This is a genomic window from Paenibacillus sp. FSL L8-0502 (assembly GCF_038593055.1).
In the GTDB taxonomy this organism is placed as follows: Bacteria; Bacillota; Bacilli; order Paenibacillales; family Paenibacillaceae; genus Paenibacillus; species Paenibacillus polymyxa_D.
The window spans coordinates 117,501-133,788 of the sequence record NZ_CP151958.1 but is presented as its reverse complement, the minus strand read 5'-3'; the positions used below and the strand labels follow the sequence as shown (position 1 = coordinate 133,788).

Below are 16,288 nucleotides of genomic sequence, written 5' to 3'. Positions count from 1 at the left end.
ATAATCCGTCTTGTAATGACGCGCTTGGGGCAAGGACGACCCCGGCGGCATGAAAGGATTCAAAATCTATTCTCATGGATGAGGTGTATCATGCAAATTTCAACCATTATCGGACTTGTGCTCGGGATTTTGTCACTGGTCGTCGGGATGATCTTAAAAGGCGCTCCGGTCGTCAATCTGGTCAATAATCCCGCTGCTTACATGATTATTTTCGTCGGAACGGCAGCGAGTATATTTATGGCCTTCCCGATGGCAGAAATCAAACGGATTCCGAAGCTGTTCAAGGTTATCTTTACCGAACAAAAACTATTAGACCGCAAAGAGCTCATCGGTACGTTTACCGAGTGGGCATCCATTACCCGTCGTGAAGGTCTGCTCGCCTTGGAATCCAAGGTAGAGGAAATCGACGATCCCTTTATGCGTGGCGGCATGCGAATGATTATTGACGGCAATGATCAGGAATTCGTACGGGACGTTCTAATGGAGGATATCAATGCCACCGAGGATCGGCATCGCTCTGGCGCGCTGATCTTCTCCCAAGCCGGTATGTACGCTCCAACGCTCGGGGTACTCGGTGCGGTTGTAGGTCTGATCGCCGCTCTGGCCGACCTTAGTGACATGGAAAAGCTCTCTCATGCCATTGCAGCAGCCTTCATTGCGACGTTGCTCGGTATTTTTACAGGTTATGTCCTGTGGCATCCGATGTCCAACAAGCTGAAACGGTTATCCAAAAAAGAAGTCGAGCTTAAATTAATGATGGTCGAAGGTCTGCTTTCCATTCAATCGGGGATATCGACGATCGCCATCAGTCAGAAACTGACGATCTTCCTGACTCCGACCGAACGGGCTACGATGACCCAGAAGGATGGCGATTCCAGTGAGTAAAAAGAGACATGAACCGCATGAAGAGCATGCTGACGAAAGCTGGCTGTTGCCATATTCCGACTTAATGACCCTTCTGTTGGCTCTTTTCATTGTCTTATTCGGTATGAGCTCGCTCGACGCCAAAAAATTTGAAACTATGGCTCAATCCCTGAGTGCAGCTTTTAATGGCGGCACTGGCGTACTGGATCACTCAGCCGCGAATCCGTCGTCACAATCCATGGATATGGGCAAAAATAAAGAACAAGTGTCACAACCCGTAAAATCGAAGGCTACTTCTACCTCTGAACTGCAAAAACAGCTAGCCCAGCGGGAAGAAGAAGATTTAAAAAAGCTTAAAAAACAGATGGATCAATATATTCAAAATAACGGCCTGACCCCGTTGCTGAATACCAAGCTAAACCAATCGCAGCTAATGATTACCATTAGTGATAATGCCCTGTTTTCATCCGGGCAGGCCGAAGTAAAGCCGGAAGCAAGAAAGCTGGCCAAGTCCATTTCTAGTATGCTCCAGCAGTTCCCTGGCTATGATGTTATCGTATCGGGTCACACGGATAATGTACCGATCTCCAACAGCCAGTTCCCGTCCAATTTTGATTTGAGCGCCAAGCGCTCTCTGAATTTCTTGCGTATCTTGTTGCTCAATCCAGATCTCGACCCAACCAAGTTTGTATCCATCGGTTATGGCCAGTATCGTCCATTGGCAAGCAATCAAGATGGTCAAGGACGCTCTAAAAACCGTCGTGTTGAAATATCTGTTCTTCGCAAATATCAGAACGGGACACAAGTCATCAGTCCTACCTCAAGCTCGAGTGAAGGTTGATTATGCATATGTTATATGAACAAAGGCACCGCCGCATTTTTATGCAGCTGGTGCCTCTTTGTTTAGTGCTTCCTGTACTTTGCCCTTTCAGATACGACGATCATACGCTCTAGGCTATACGAGCCCCTCTGGCATTAGCTAAGCGTATAATCGAGCATCTGACCAAGCTCCAGCTTCTCAGCCTCTGTCAGATCACGCCAGGCACCTTTCTGAAGGGACCCCAACCGAATATTCATGATTCGCAGCCTTTGCAGTTTTTTAACTTCATAACCGAAGGCTGCACACATACGCCGGATCTGACGATTTTTCCCTTCAGTCAGGATAATACGGAATACATACTCAGATACACGCGTCACCTCACAAGGTAGCGTCCGCTGACCGAGTATTTTCACCCCGCTAGACATGCCCTGCACAAAAGACGGTACGACAGGGCGGTCCACTGTTACAATATATTCTTTCTCATGCTTGCCTTCTGCCCGTAGAATCTTATTCACAATGTCTCCATCGTTGGTAAGTAAAATGAGACCTTCCGAATCCTTATCCAGGCGTCCAATCGGGAATATCCGCTGCGGGTGCCCCACAAAATCAACAACATTGCCTCTAATGTGGCTCTCCGTTGTACTTGTAATGCCCACCGGTTTGTTCAATGCAATATAGACGTGATCAGACTTATCGCGCAGTGGCTTGCCGTTCACGCGAACATCATCGCCTTCTTCCGCTTGACTACCCAGCACAGCCACTTCGCCGTTAATCGTCACGCGACCGCTCTCTACCAGCTTGTCTGCCTCCCGGCGCGAGCAAAAACCGGTTTCGCTGATAAACTTGTTAATGCGCAACCTGTGTACCCTCCATTTCTACTAACACACTTCCTCCTGCGCCCCAGCCCGTTACTCCGGCTTGGCAATCGGAAGCTGCACCAGGGCTGTCGTTCCCTCTCCCTCTGTGCTTTCAATATCCAGTGTGCCTTTATGACTCTGTATAATACGCTGGCTGACCATAAGTCCTAGTCCTGTACCTGTTTCTTTGTTTGTGAAAAAAGGTTCTCCCAACTTGGACAGCATTTCTGCGGGAATACCCGCTCCCTGGTCCCGTATGAAGATTTTAACGTTTTCTCCCTCCAAGAACAAATGAATCGTGATGATGCCACCTTTACTCATAGCCTCCATGCTATTTTTAAGTAAATTAATGAATACTTGCTTTAACTGATTTTCTTCAGCGTATACCAGGGCAGGCTCGTCCGTGACCTGAAGGTTGAATACAATGCCCAGCAGATGCGCCTGACTATCTAGTAAAGAAATCACGTCGCTCACAATATAACGAACATCTTTTTTCTGAAAATGCACTGCCTGTGGCTTCGCCAGTATTAAAAACTCGCTAACGATCAAATTAATGCGATCCAGCTCAGACATCATAATATCGTTGTGTTTCATATTCAACACTTGATTTTGCTGCTGTAGTTGGAGAAAGCCACGTAGCGTGGTTAGCGGATTACGAATCTCATGCGCTACGCCTGCCGCCAGTTGCCCGACGGTTGTCAGTTTCTCTGATCTGCGCAACAACTCCTCCATCCGGTTGCGACCCGTGATATCACGCGACACGCAGATAAACCCCAAAATCTGGCCTTCTTCATCCAGAATAGGCGATGTGCTCATACTAATCTCTACTGTACTTCCATCCTTCCGCATTCTAAGGGACTCACTTGATACGATGCTCTCTCCCTGAAGCAGGCTCTTCTTCTGAAATTCATATTCCTCCTGTTGCTGTGGAGGTACAAATTCCAACTTACGACCAACCAATTCTTTCTTGGTCCAGCCGTACAAAGCTTCAAAGGCATGATTGACCCGAACGACGCGATCCTCCTCGTCGGTTACATGAATCGCATCTGCTGTCTGATTAATAACCGATTCTAGATGTTCCTTTACAGAACGGTTCTCTTCATACATCTGCTCGAGTCTTCTCGTGTACATCCCTAGGTTGTAGGCCATCGCATTGATGCGCTCACCCAACTGTGCAAGCTCATGACCACCTTTTATTTCTAGCCGTGTATCAAAATGACCGTCAGCCATCTCATTCACTTTCCCCAGAATCGACTGAATTGGGCGGACAAACAGACTTGCCAGCACATAGCTTCCAATGATCACCACCTCTAAAAGGACAATGGAAATGGCAATTAAACTTATCAATTGCTTGGAAATAACAGAAGTGATCGTATCATAATTCATAACAATACGGATAACATAGGCATCACGATTAGCCGGATAAAAAGGTATGTAACTGACGAGAACCCGCTCACCTTTAATATAGCAGTCTTGTACAATACTCTCCCCCGAGAGGATAGCTCTGGACACGGCCAAACGATCTTCCTGCACCCTTGTTAGTTGATACGTGCCGAATTGGATCGGTTTGTTGTACATGTAATAGTATTTCGAATCGTTTCCGTTCTTGTCCATCGAAGCGCCACCAAAGGTTGCAGGGTTAATTCCTGTAATCTCCATGATGCGATAATCCACTTGTTGAGTTTGCTTTACGATCTCATCGGGGCTCAGGATGGTTATGAAATTTTGTACTGAAGTATCCTGAAAGGAAATTCGAATTAAGTAGTTACGTTTTTGATCATAATAAAATCCCCATTTGTTAATATCTGAGGAGTCTGAACCGGTGTAGTCAAATGACCCCGTCCAAAAATGATCCAGTTTCTGACCTTGCACCATTGCAGCCTGTCCGTGCTCATATAATTGGTCAACTGCATTTTTCCAATATCCTGTCAATGGATCGGATGGCGTTACTTCTTTAGGATCCGAGGATCTAACAACCTTATACCCCTGCCCGTCTCGAATCATCAAGGAAATATTAGTATCTCTGTGGAGTGAGGCCACCTTTTGAAGCTGTTTCTGCTGAATATTTCGAATGTCAGGATCGAGCTGATTGGCAGCCAACGTGGCAGAAAGCCACAGATTATATCCGAGCTGTTTGTCAACGGCCTCCCAGCTATGTTGGGTTTGTTCGATAGCTCCTCCGATAATTTTAGCCGTCAGAACCATTTTAGTTTCACTGTCACTTCTTAGGTTTTCGTGGGTCGTGTAATAATTAAGTGCGATGTTTAATAAAAGGATAAACAGGACGGACCCCGACAAAATGATCGTTATTCTGATTTTTATCGACACACTGATTTCTCACCTCTTGCCGCATGCTGGCGATTACTGGGAATTGCTAACTCAATGATACCGTAATAGCGCCTGTGATACCAGCATTTACATTTACCGGATATACATAAATACACACCTTGTGTACAGTATTGTCAATAGACGAGGATTTGCCTACAATATAAAAGATAATCATCCACAGGTAGTCCACAAATACACAGATTTTATTATAAACTGTGGATAAACCTGTGGACAAGTACCTTGTTATCCACAATTTTATTCACATCATGTTAACAACGGAATATTTGTTCGTTGGATAATTCCGCGTTTTGAAAGGAGCATTTTCCCAGTGACCACCATGGATCACGCCTATTGGATGAAAGAAGCCATTCAGGAAGCGTATAAGGCAGAAACGTTAGGTGAAGTCCCTATCGGGGCTGTCATCGTAAAAGATAATGAAATCATCGGTCGCGGCTACAATTTGCGCGAGACGGATGCTGACCCAACCGCACATGCAGAGATGGTCGCCATTCGTCAGGCCAGTGAGCACTTAGGTGCCTGGCGCCTGCTGGATTGTAGGCTGTATGTCACTCTGGAGCCGTGTCCAATGTGCGCCGGAGCCATTGTGCAATCACGGGTTCCCCATTTGATATACGGCACTACAGATCCCAAGGCAGGCTGCGCAGGCACGCTGATGAATTTATTACAGGAGCCTCGGTTCAATCATTGTACAGAAGTAACTAGTGGTGTACTGCAGGAGGAATGTGCATCGCTGCTAACGAGCTTCTTTCGGCATCTGCGGCAAAAAAGAGCGGCAGCCAAATTGTCTCCTCCCCCGTCTTCATTCTGAGGAGACACAGTCCAAAATACCTCATCTCATTGCTAATTCCCCATGGAAGGAGATCACCCCATGCCTATGAGCTTGTATAATACGCCTCAAGGTATCTTTTTACGGCCATTTAGCTTGGCGGATAGCGAAGCCCTTCTCGCCCTTAGGCACCGAAATAGGGATTCCCATGCGCCTTATGAGCCGCTTTACGAGGATTCATTTTTCACATTAGAGAAACAACAGGACTACATCCGTCAGAAATTGCGGCAAGCCGAAGAAGATCGAGGTTACGTATTCGGTATCTTTCTCTTAAAGGAAGAACGGCTCATCGGTTATATCTCCATTTCCAATCTAGTACGTGGAGTTGGACAATTCGCTGATATCGGCTACATGATGGATCATCATGAACAGGGTAAAGGGCATATGACCGCCGCCTTAAAGTTGATCATACAATATGCCTTTCGTGCCTTATCTCTACATCGTCTTCAAGCGGGTACTCTTTTGCATAATGATCGCTCACAATGTGTATTAGAAAAATGTGGCTTTCGACCAGAAGGCATTGCTCGCAAGCTTGTACAGATTCAGGGCACATGGCAGGATCACCAGGTGTTTGGACTTTTAGCCGAGGATGAAGTGTGGCAGAGCTAAATGACTGTACAGGGCAACATTAACAAACAAAAAACCGCCCGGCTTATGCCGAGCGGTTTTCTTGCAATCATGTCATCCCATACTTAAGGAGCAACAGTTTGCATTTTTTGTTGCAGTTGTTCCATCGTCAGGACTTGATCAGCTGTTGGAATACCTACTTTAAATGCTGCTTTAGCATTGATTTTATTGTATTGCGTGTAGCCTGTTACAGACAATTTCACATTGTCTTTTGTAGCCGGATCATTCATCTCTACATTCGCATTCAGGTCTTGATACACAGGAATGTTATCCTTGTTCAAAGCTGTATTAATGTCAAACTGCTTCACTGTCAAGTAGTTTTTCAACTCATCCAGCTTTTTGCTAACTTCACTGGTGTTAGATTGCAGTTCTTTCTTCGCTTCAGCCAGCTCTTCCTTCTTCACTTGAAGCATGCTAGCATATTCGTCCTTAGACATTATATCAAGGACTTTAGGAAGCGCCTTAGTGATAAATGTATTGGTTGCTTGCTTCACGTTGTCGTTCGTTATTTTAAACTGAACTACTTGTTTAGCTTCAACGCCTTGTGGCAACTTAGCGTCTTTAGGATCAATATCAAAGAAGTACGTAGCTTGATCATACTCGTTCATAATAGCAGCGATCACTTCATTCGCAAATTTCTGCGATTTTTCTTGATCCATAGCTGCAGGGTTAAATTCTTGTCCCGATTGTTTAGCCAGTTCTTGTGGATCAATGATCAGGAATTTACCTACAACATCCTGTGGAAGCGGGTAAAATGGAATATTAGGAATTTTAACGTACAGTTTATCTTTAGTCATCACCATTGGAATCGTGAAGCTGGTGGAAAGATCACCTTTCAAATGAATGCCGAGCGTCATTTCAGATTGGAAAGGTTCTTTTTGATATACACCGTCCAGCGTAATGTCTGCATTTTTCAGCATACTGGTTATCATTGCACTTTGTTCACTTGGTAAAGTAGCAGATGAAATTGTCAGATCCTTAACGGTAAATTGACTTTTGGATTCATAAGAATTCAACTTCATTGCATTTGCAGTACCGGTCGTAACTGCTTCCTTCGGTTCTAACTTCTTGCTACAACCTACCAGGGCTACCGTCAAAAGCAACACCATAGTGAGTACCAAGACGGATAACTTTTTACTCATTGTGTAGATTCTCTCCTCTCGTAATTAACCCCTTTTTTTATGCTAACAAAAAAATACACACCTCCTATTTTAACTCATATTCTCAAACAGCGAAACACTTATTGGAAAATTTTCTTACAATAAGCACAAAGACACCCTGGTTCTCCTAACCAGGGTGTACTATCGATGCAGTATATTTTTAGGAGAAAGGTCTTCCTGCTTATGAACCTTCTCTGTTATGATGATCCACGTGATTCCGCTGTTTCACCTTCTTGGAACCAGATAACGGCTCCTGCTGATGACTACGCTCACGCTTTTCGTTACTTCCACCAGAATCCTGTGCTTCAGGGACAGGAATGGCTTTAGGCTTGCCCATTTATGCATCCTCCATTCTCAGTCTATATTTGTGGTACATCAACAAATCCGTTTATTACCATTAAAAATAGGACTATAGATGGTGTAGATCTTCTGTTTTATCGTGGTTTAGTGAATCCTGATGACGGCGATCATTACGATCCTGCTGCACTTGCTGTGCCTGATGACTATTCACTGGACGTTGCTCCAAATCATCAACAATGTTAGATAGGTTTTTATCCAGTCCGTTTTTGGCTTTTGTCATGTATCCTTCCTCCTCATTCCTTCATACTACGAATGCGTCAATGACTGTAATGTTTGGGCACATTGGTGAATATGCCGAGTATAATCGGACACCAGCTGTTGAATGATATCTGTTCGTTCATCTACAGACTGTCCATCCCGCTCTACATCGACTAAGCTAACCTGCACTTCCCGGGAATCTACATAAGTACATGCAAAATCAAAGGAGTACATTTGTCGGCCTTCTACCTCGATGTGGATTCGTATAGCCCGGTTGTCAGCTTCATCTGCCTGTACCTGCGATTTATCCCCTGAATTCAAAAGAATCGGCAGTTGTTCCTGCCAGGCCTCTACCAGCTTTTGCTGATCTACTGTCATTTCTCGATTCATGCCAGCACCTCCATATCTGATAACGTGTGAAAAAACCGAGCTTTTTATACAACAAAAAAACCATTCTCCACGATTCCTGATCACTAGCATCTAAAGGCTAATGTACCAGCTATCGTATTTGAATGGCTTGGTTTATTTAGAATATGGCGGAGAGGATGGGATTCGAACCCATGTGAGCTTGCACTCTAACGGTTTTCAAGACCGCCCCGTTATGACCGCTTCGGTACCTCTCCAGGTGGTAAATGGATAAAGCTGCTTCCCTTTTAAACATACTCAGGCGCAACAAAATTATTTTACCACAGAATTTCTAAGAATGCAATACTTACTGTTTAGGAGCAATAACCTCAATGCCTCGCATGTATGAACGCAGTACTTCTGGGATCACGATGCTTCCATCCTCTTGCTGATAGTTCTCCAAAATAGCAGCCACAGTCCGCCCTACAGCCAATCCTGATCCGTTCAGCGTATGTACAAATTCAGGCTTCGCCTTTGAATCTGGACGAAACCGGATGTTCGCACGACGCGCTTGGAAGTCTTCTGTGTTTGAACAAGAAGAAATCTCGCGGTACATGCCACTCTCAGGCAACCATACTTCCAGATCGTACGTTTTGGCAGACGTAAAACCCATATCTCCCGTGCAAAGTGCCAGCACACGATATGGAAGTCCGAGCAGCTGTAAAACACGCTCAGCGTTATTCGTCATTTTTTCCAATTCCTCATAAGAGGTATCCGGGTGAACCAACTTAAGCATCTCTACTTTATTGAACTGATGCTGACGGATCAGACCACGTGTATCACGTCCCGCTGATCCTGCCTCTGAGCGAAAGCATGAGCTGTATGCCACATAATATTTCGGAAGCTGCTCCGCATTCATGATCTCTTCACGGTGGTAGTTCGTTACCGGAACTTCAGCCGTAGGAATGAGATAATACTCCGTATCACGCAGCTTGAACAAATCTTCTTCAAACTTCGGAAGTTGGCCCGTTCCGTACAAGCTGTCCCGATTTACGATGTATGGAGGAAGCATTTCTTCATAACCATGCTCACTGCTGTGCAGATCCATCATAAAGTTAATCAGCGCACGCTCTAGTCTTGCTCCCAGTCCTTTGTAGAACGTAAAACGAGAACCCGTTACCTTGGCTGCTGCTTCAAAATCAAGAATATCTAGATCCTGAGCCAACTCCCAATGCGCTTTGGGTGTAAAGGAAAACTCGCGCGGCTCCGACCAGCGACGGATTTCTACATTATCCTCTTCCGATGCGCCAACAGGTACTGTTTCATTGGGAATATTCGGAATAGACATCACCAGTTCGTCGATCTGAACTTCCAGTTCGCGTACTTGCTCATCTAATTCTTTGATACGATCGGAGACTTGACGCATTTCTGCAATAAGATCATCCGCATTTTCCTTATTCTTCTTCAACTTGGCTACTTCACCGGATACCACGTTCCGACGATTTTTGAGCCCTTCACTTTCCTGAAGTAACTCACGACGGCTTACATCCAGATCTGTAAAACCATTAATCAGATCCAGAGATTTTCCCCTGTTCTGCAAAGCTTTCTCAACCCTACCAAGCTCATTACGTAAAATCTTTATATCTAACACAGGTAATCCCTCCTACACTACAAACCTGACTTTCACTATTCGCGGACCATATCCACAAAATATTGATGTAACCGGTAATCGTCTGTTAACTCCGGATGGAAGGATGAAGCCAGCAAATGACCCTGACGGGCTGCCACGATCTCGCCGTTATACTCAGACAGCACATCTACTCCCGTTCCAACAGACTGTATTAATGGTGCGCGTATAAATACGGCACGAACCGGTTCCTCAATCCCTTTAATGTTCAAGTCTGTTTCAAAGCTCTCTCTTTGGCGACCAAATGCATTACGCGATACTGTAATATCCATTAGTCCCAAATGTGCTTCTTCCTGTCCTTGAATCGTTTTAGCCAGTACAATCAATCCTGCGCAAGTGCCAAATACAGGCTTGCCTTGATTGGAAAACTGACGTATAGCCTCTATAAAGTCATACTTGCGCATTAGCTTACCGATAGTGGTACTTTCACCACCGGGAATGATAAGACCGGACAGCTCATCGAGCTGTTCGATCTTCTTCACCGCTATACCTTCCGCACCCGCACGTTCAACGCTTCGTATATGTTCAGCTACAGCGCCTTGCAGCGACAATACACCTATTTTCATGCCGGTCCCTTCTTTCTTACCAACCACGATCCTGCATGCGCTCATGCGGTGCCAGTTTGGAAATTTCAATGCCTTTCATAGGAGTTCCCAAATTCTTGGAGACTTCTGCGATCAGCTTGTAATCCGTATAATGAGTGGTCGCTTCCACGATTGCCCGTGCAAACTTCTCAGGGCTATCCGACTTGAAAATACCAGAACCTACAAAGACGCCATCAGCGCCTAAATGCATCATTAACGCGGCATCAGCAGGTGTTGCTACACCACCCGCTGCAAAGTTAACCACTGGCAGCTTGCCAAGCTCATGCACTTCTAACAGCAGTTCATATGCAACTCCGAGGTTTTTCGCTTCTGCATACAGCTCGTCCTTCGACAAGTTTTGCACCTTGCGAATTTGACCATTGATAAAACGCATATGACGAACGGCCTCAACAATATTCCCAGTTCCCGGTTCACCCTTCGTACGGATCATAGATGCACCCTCACCAATGCGACGCAGTGCTTCTCCCAGATCCTTGGCTCCACAAACAAATGGAACGGTGAACTCCCGCTTATCAATATGGAAAACTTCATCCGCAGGTGTCAATACTTCGCTCTCATCGAGATAGTCAACACCGAGAGATTCCAGTACCTTTGCCTCTACAAAGTGACCGATGCGAGCCTTAGCCATAACAGGAATAGAAACAACCTTCATAACTTCTTCCACAATCGTTGGGTCAGCCATACGAGCAACCCCACCAGCTGCACGGATATCCGAAGGTACCCGTTCAAGAGCCATTACAGCTGTAGCTCCTGCTGCCTCTGCAATTTTAGCCTGCTCAGCGTTCATGACATCCATGATTACGCCACCTTTTTGCATCTCTGCCATACCTCTTTTTACACGCGAAGTTCCCGTTTCCATGTCGTTGCCTCCTGTAAGGGTTACGTTTAGATTCTAACTAAATATTTTACCGCACCAATGCCAAATACACAATCATTTCAAGCTGCAAAATAAGTAATGAAAAACAAGGTAGGTCGCTTAGCTCTGCTTATTTAGAAGAGATTCTTAATTCCTTGGAACAGATCTCCGAAGAAATCACCGATTGCCCGGAAAAGCATTCGGAACCAGCCGCCCTCTTCTACTGCTGTCGTAGTAACCAGATCAACGGTTTTCGTCTGCCCTTTATCCACACCGTCTGTCTTGTACGTGTACGTAATGGTTCCGACTTTGGCCCCTTGCTTCAAAGGTGCTACAAGAGAGCTTGCTGGTGTAATGTTCGTTGTAAAGGTTACCTTGGGATTGCTCGCACCCTTGGGTACGATAAAACTTACTGCATCTTTTGTAACGATCGGCACTTCTGTTTCCGTACCTTTGGTCACTGGCACATTCTCAACACCCTTAACCACCGTCTTTGGGGCAATAACCTGCTTCACTTCAAAATTATCAAAACCATAGTTCAGCACTTTAGCTGTCTCTGTAAAACGGTGTGCATCTGAATCAGCTCCCATAACTACACTGATGAGACGCATTCCATTGCGTTCAGCGGTTCCTGTAAAACAGTTGCCAGCATTGGCCGTATGGCCTGTTTTCATCCCGTCTAAACCTGGGTAAGCAAACTTTCTAAAGTTAGTAATATTTTTGTTTGCTTCCAGCATCCAGTTATAGTTAATAATCGGCGCCTTGTCAGTAGGACGGAATTTGTAAGATTGAATTGTCGTGAATCGTGTGTAATCCGGATGATCTTTAATGATGTAACCAGCCAGAGTAGCTGCATCTCTCGCTGTCATCACCGTTTCCCGGTCTGTATCCGGCTGGAAGCCTTTCGGCATATCACCACGGTCCAAACCAGTCGAGTTGATAAAATACGTATTTTTCATGCCCATTTTCTGAGCTGTTTCATTCATTAGTTTTACAAAATCCTGCTCAGTTCCGGATACGCGTTCAGCAAGGGCTACTGTTGCATCATTAGCAGAACCTACCGCCATGGCAATATAAAGCTCTTCTACCGTATGTTGATCCCCTTGAGCCAAAAAAATACGTGATCCAATGCTCTTAGAAGCATTCTCGTTAACCGTAACCTTATCCGTCCACTTGAGTTTGCCTTGCTTAACCTGTTCAGCCACGATGTATTCTGTCATCATTTTAGTCATACTTGCTGGTGGAAGTGGCTCATCTGGATTCATAGACAGCAATACTTGCCCCGTGGAAGGCTCGATCAAAATGGCAGAACGTAGTGCCAGACTAGGGGGGTTAATAGAACCTGTCCCCGTAATATTGGTTGCCTGTGTTGCCGCTCCAGCTGCAAAAGTAGCCACGCTCGGATCGAAATTGCCTACAACAGGCAATGCCGACATATACATCATATTGAGCACCATGACTGCAGTCACGCTCTTTTTAATCATGCTGCGTTTTGTATTTTGCTTTAAATTGTTCGCTTTCAAATGAATACAAACTCCTCTCGTACCTCAACCCGATCCGTTATGTACAACGAGACGGTGGTTACAGCCTCTACTTGGCCAATGTAATTAATGTTTTAGTGTTAAAATCCAGTTTCATTTCGTTTTATTTCGTTTTCTTAGTTGTATCCTGTCATGAGCATTTTCTGCTCGAATCTTCTTTACTGGTAGGAATCATCCAAAAGACCTACGTGCCCTAATTCGTCAATAATTTCGTCATAAAGGCGGACACTTGTCTATTCTATCACAGGGGTATCTCTAAAAAAAGACAGGCAGAGCGAAATACGCTCTGCCTGTCGTCAAGTCTACTACAGCCGAACTTTATAGAGAGTAGTTTGGTGCTTCTTTCGTAATTTGCACATCATGCGGATGGCTCTCACGCAGACCAGCACCTGTAATACGGATAAAGCTTGTATCGTTACGAAGCTCCTCAATATTAGCTGTACCGCAATAACCCATACCGGAACGAAGACCGCCCAACAGCTGATGGACAGTGTCGGAAAGTGGTCCTTTATAAGCAACGCGTCCTTCAATGCCTTCCGGTACCAATTTCTTGTCGTCATCTTGGAAATAACGATCTTTACTACCTTGCTTCATCGCAGCCATAGAGCCCATACCACGATATACTTTAAAGCGGCGTCCTTGATAAATTTCAGATTCGCCCGGGCTTTCTTCCGTACCTGCAAAAAGACTTCCCAGCATTACCGCAGAAGCGCCTGCCGCAATGGCCTTTGTAATTTCACCGGAGTATTTAATACCGCCGTCTGCAATAATCGGAATATTATATTCACGTGCTACTGTTGCACAATCATAAATTGCTGTTACTTGTGGAACACCTATCCCTGCGATTACGCGTGTTGTACAGATGGAGCCTGGACCAATACCGACTTTTACGACCGATGCTCCTGCTTCAATCAATTCGCGCGTTCCGTCTCCAGTAGCTACATTACCTGCTACAATCGTCAGATCAGGATAAGCTTCACGCAGCTTGCGGACCGCTTCAATGATGTTAATATGATGGCCGTGAGCAGAGTCCACAACAATCATATCCACACCCGCTTTTACAAGTGCTTCAGTCCGATCAAATGTATCCTTGGAAATACCAACAGCCGCACCGACCAGAAGACGACCTTGTGCATCTTTCGCTGCGTTCGGAAATTGAATAGCTTTCTCAATATCTTTAATGGTGATAAGACCTTTGAGATAATTTTCATCATCGACCAAAGGGAGCTTTTCAATCTTATGCTTTTGCAAAATGACTTCCGCTTCCTGTAAAGTCGTACCTACAGGTGCAGTTACCAGTTCTTCCTTCGTCATGACTTCACTGATTTTAAGGTTAAAATCGTGAATAAAGCGAAGATCACGGTTAGTAATAATACCCACCAGTTTGTTTTCTTCGTTTACAACAGGTACACCAGAAATACGGTATTTACCCATAACTGCTTCAGCATCAGATACCAAATGATCCGGAGTCAATGAGAATGGATTGGTGATAACACCGCTCTCAGAACGTTTAACCCGATCCACCTCTACCGCTTGCTGTTCAATCGACATATTTTTATGAATAATACCGATACCGCCCTCACGAGCCATCGCGATTGCCAACACTGCCTCAGTAACAGTATCCATACCAGCACTCATCAAAGGAATATTCAGCTTTACGTTATCACTCAAACGTGTCGCCACGCTTACTTCTTTGGGCAGAACCACCGACTTGCGAGGTACCAGCAAAACATCGTCAAAGGTAAGGCCTTCCTTACCGAATTTATCTTCCCACACCAAGATGATCCTCCTTCAAATTGTTTAGTCTGTATTGGTCTTGTTGTCTGTCCGACATGGACAAATCAAGGCTCTCTGAAAATATATTATTGCAATCTTAGCAAAGCGGTATAGGGGTGTCAAGCCTTCAACAATAGCCCTAACCTTTAGTATTTCCCTGTACAAACAACTGTACTCCTACGGAGGACAACCTTTAAAAATAAGCGTTTTTAAGAGTAATAGCTATTCACAAGAGCGTATCTCTTCTTTGAATGCGCAGCATAGAAGCAATTATACAAGTGGTTTGTACCCTAATATACCAAAGAGGACCATGATCTCAATGAGATCATGGTCCTCTTTACTTGTTGCTTGGCGACGTCCTACTCTCCCAGGACCCTGCGGTCCAAGTACCATCGGCGCTGGAGGGCTTAACGGTCGTGTTCGGGATGGGTACGTGTGGAACCCCTCCGCTATCGCCACCAAACATGAATTTGCTACGCAAATTCTTCCGTACGGTTATTCGGTTCACCACATATCGTGTGAATGAATAGCCATGCGCTTGTCGTATGTCACTTGTACATACCTTCAAGGTTACACCCTGAAAACTGGATCCGAAACTCATTTGCGTTTTATTCTTAGGATAAGCCCTCGACCGATTAGTATTGGTCAGCTCCATGCATTACTGCACTTCCACCCCCAACCTATCTACCTCGTCGTCTTCAAGGGGTCTTACATACTGGGAAATCTCATCTTGAGGGGGGCTTCACGCTTAGATGCTTTCAGCGCTTATCCCTTCCGTACATAGCTACCCAGCGGTGCTCCTGGCGGAACAACTGGTACACCAGCGGTACGTCCATCCCGGTCCTCTCGTACTAAGGACAGCTCCTCTCAAATTTCCTACGCCCACGACAGATAGGGACCGAACTGTCTCACGACGTTCTGAACCCAGCTCGCGTACCGCTTTAATGGGCGAACAGCCCAACCCTTGGGACCTACTTCAGCCCCAGGATGCGATGAGCCGACATCGAGGTGCCAAACCTCCCCGTCGATGTGGACTCTTGGGGGAGATAAGCCTGTTATCCCCAGGGTAGCTTTTATCCGTTGAGCGATGGCCCTTCCATGCGGTACCACCGGATCACTAAGCCCGACTTTCGTCCCTGCTCGACTTGTAGGTCTCGCAGTCAAGCTCCCTTCTGCCTTTGCACTCTTCGAATGATTTCCAACCATTCTGAGGGAACCTTGGGGCGCCTCCGTTACTCTTTAGGAGGCGACCGCCCCAGTCAAACTGCCCACCTGACACTGTCCTCGCACCGGTTTACGGTACCAAGTTAGAACCTAGATACGATCAGGGTGGTATCCCAAGGATGCCTCCCTTCAAGCTGGCGCTCAAAGTTCGACGGCTCCCACCTATCCTGTACAGATCGTACCCAAATTCAAT

Annotated in this window: 15 protein-coding genes, 1 tRNA gene and 2 rRNA genes (1 of these 18 running past the window's edge); 4 read left to right on the top strand and 14 right to left on the bottom strand. The window is 45.5% G+C overall.

The genetic code is table 11. The features are described 5' to 3' along the window. The first annotated feature begins 90 nt into the window (after positions 1–90). Positions 91–885: a flagellar motor stator protein MotA gene (gene motA / locus NSQ57_RS00515; RefSeq protein ID WP_029514943.1), complete on the top strand. Its 795-nt coding sequence runs from the start codon at positions 91–93 to the stop codon at positions 883–885. Then, a complete protein-coding gene (locus tag NSQ57_RS00510) occupies positions 878–1,705 on the top strand; it encodes a flagellar motor protein MotB (protein ID WP_029514945.1) in 828 nt (275 codons plus the stop codon). The genes motA and NSQ57_RS00510 overlap by 8 nt, the downstream gene beginning before the upstream one ends. A 134-nt stretch (positions 1,706–1,839) precedes the next feature. Here the strand turns inward: NSQ57_RS00510 and rluF are convergent, their stop codons facing one another. Further along, positions 1,840–2,541 carry a 23S rRNA pseudouridine(2604) synthase RluF gene (rluF, locus tag NSQ57_RS00505; RefSeq protein WP_029514947.1) on the bottom strand — a complete coding sequence of 234 codons (702 nt, stop codon included), beginning with the start codon at positions 2,539–2,541 and terminating at the stop codon, positions 1,840–1,842. Between the two features lie 51 nt (positions 2,542–2,592). Continuing rightward, on the bottom strand, positions 2,593–4,869 hold the full coding sequence (locus tag NSQ57_RS00500) for a PAS domain S-box protein (protein WP_342425492.1): 2,277 nt from the start codon (positions 4,867–4,869) through the stop codon (positions 2,593–2,595). A 328-nt stretch (positions 4,870–5,197) separates the two neighbouring features. Here NSQ57_RS00500 and tadA point away from each other — a divergent pair, with 328 nt between their 5' ends. Together tadA and NSQ57_RS00490 are read left to right on the top strand one after the other, a co-directional pair. Continuing rightward, on the top strand, positions 5,198–5,698 hold the full coding sequence (gene tadA, locus NSQ57_RS00495; RefSeq protein ID WP_069011491.1) for a tRNA adenosine(34) deaminase TadA: 501 nt from the start codon (positions 5,198–5,200) through the stop codon (positions 5,696–5,698). 60 nt (positions 5,699–5,758) lie between these two features. Continuing rightward, positions 5,759–6,325: a GNAT family protein gene (locus NSQ57_RS00490; protein ID WP_342425491.1), complete on the top strand. Its 567-nt coding sequence runs from the start codon at positions 5,759–5,761 to the stop codon at positions 6,323–6,325. Between the two features lie 83 nt (positions 6,326–6,408). On the opposite strand, the gene NSQ57_RS00485 is transcribed toward NSQ57_RS00490, so the two are convergent. The 12 genes from NSQ57_RS00485 to NSQ57_RS00430 all read right to left on the bottom strand — a co-directional run. Beyond that, positions 6,409–7,485, bottom strand: a complete 1,077-nt coding sequence (locus NSQ57_RS00485) for a hypothetical protein (protein WP_165150530.1) — start codon at positions 7,483–7,485, stop codon at positions 6,409–6,411. A 199-nt stretch (positions 7,486–7,684) separates the two neighbouring features. After that, positions 7,685–7,840: a small acid-soluble spore protein P gene (locus NSQ57_RS00480; RefSeq protein ID WP_029514956.1), complete on the bottom strand. Its 156-nt coding sequence runs from the start codon at positions 7,838–7,840 to the stop codon at positions 7,685–7,687. Between the two features lie 72 nt (positions 7,841–7,912). Beyond that, positions 7,913–8,083: a hypothetical protein gene (locus NSQ57_RS00475; RefSeq protein ID WP_007428073.1), complete on the bottom strand. Its 171-nt coding sequence runs from the start codon at positions 8,081–8,083 to the stop codon at positions 7,913–7,915. 26 nt (positions 8,084–8,109) lie between these two features. Then, positions 8,110–8,451, bottom strand: coding sequence for a hypothetical protein (locus NSQ57_RS00470; protein WP_029514958.1), 342 nt, complete (start codon positions 8,449–8,451; stop codon positions 8,110–8,112). Positions 8,452–8,595: 144 nt separating this feature from the next. Next, positions 8,596–8,684 (bottom strand) — tRNA-Ser (locus NSQ57_RS00465). A gap of 89 nt (positions 8,685–8,773) precedes the next feature. Next, positions 8,774–10,057, bottom strand: a complete 1,284-nt coding sequence (gene serS / locus NSQ57_RS00460) for a serine--tRNA ligase (protein ID WP_025720034.1) — start codon at positions 10,055–10,057, stop codon at positions 8,774–8,776. A gap of 35 nt (positions 10,058–10,092) precedes the next feature. Beyond that, the gene (pdxT, locus tag NSQ57_RS00455; protein ID WP_029514961.1) at positions 10,093–10,659 is read right to left on the bottom strand and encodes a pyridoxal 5'-phosphate synthase glutaminase subunit PdxT; all 567 of its coding nucleotides are present in this window, start codon (positions 10,657–10,659) and stop codon (positions 10,093–10,095) included. A gap of 16 nt (positions 10,660–10,675) precedes the next feature. Further along, complete coding sequence (gene pdxS, locus NSQ57_RS00450; protein WP_025720037.1) at positions 10,676–11,557, bottom strand: pyridoxal 5'-phosphate synthase lyase subunit PdxS; 882 nt, start codon at positions 11,555–11,557, stop codon at positions 10,676–10,678. Positions 11,558–11,688: 131 nt separating this feature from the next. Then, a complete protein-coding gene (locus NSQ57_RS00445) occupies positions 11,689–13,077 on the bottom strand; it encodes a D-alanyl-D-alanine carboxypeptidase family protein (RefSeq protein WP_029514963.1) in 1,389 nt (462 codons plus the stop codon). Positions 13,078–13,413: 336 nt separating this feature from the next. Next, on the bottom strand, positions 13,414–14,871 hold the full coding sequence (gene guaB, locus NSQ57_RS00440) for an IMP dehydrogenase (protein WP_013308172.1): 1,458 nt from the start codon (positions 14,869–14,871) through the stop codon (positions 13,414–13,416). A gap of 346 nt (positions 14,872–15,217) precedes the next feature. After that, positions 15,218–15,334, bottom strand: a 5S ribosomal RNA gene (gene rrf, locus NSQ57_RS00435). 152 nt (positions 15,335–15,486) lie between these two features. After that, a 23S ribosomal RNA gene (locus NSQ57_RS00430) occupies positions 15,487–16,288 on the bottom strand (it continues 2,127 nt past the right edge of the window).

Excerpts from the sequence above, each read along its gene's own strand:
- motA (WP_029514943.1), top strand. The coding sequence starts at position 91 with ATGCAAATTTCAACCATTATCGGACTTGTGCTCGGGATTTTGTCACTG.
- NSQ57_RS00490 (WP_342425491.1), top strand. The coding sequence starts at position 5,759 with ATGCCTATGAGCTTGTATAATACGCCTCAAGGTATCTTTTTACGGCCA.
- NSQ57_RS00485 (WP_165150530.1), bottom strand. The coding sequence starts at position 7,485 with ATGAGTAAAAAGTTATCCGTCTTGGTACTCACTATGGTGTTGCTTTTG.
- NSQ57_RS00480 (WP_029514956.1), bottom strand. The coding sequence starts at position 7,840 with ATGGGCAAGCCTAAAGCCATTCCTGTCCCTGAAGCACAGGATTCTGGT.
- NSQ57_RS00475 (WP_007428073.1), bottom strand. The coding sequence starts at position 8,083 with ATGACAAAAGCCAAAAACGGACTGGATAAAAACCTATCTAACATTGTT.
- NSQ57_RS00470 (WP_029514958.1), bottom strand. The coding sequence starts at position 8,451 with ATGAATCGAGAAATGACAGTAGATCAGCAAAAGCTGGTAGAGGCCTGG.
- pdxT (WP_029514961.1), bottom strand. The coding sequence starts at position 10,659 with ATGAAAATAGGTGTATTGTCGCTGCAAGGCGCTGTAGCTGAACATATA.
- pdxS (WP_025720037.1), bottom strand. The coding sequence starts at position 11,557 with ATGGAAACGGGAACTTCGCGTGTAAAAAGAGGTATGGCAGAGATGCAA.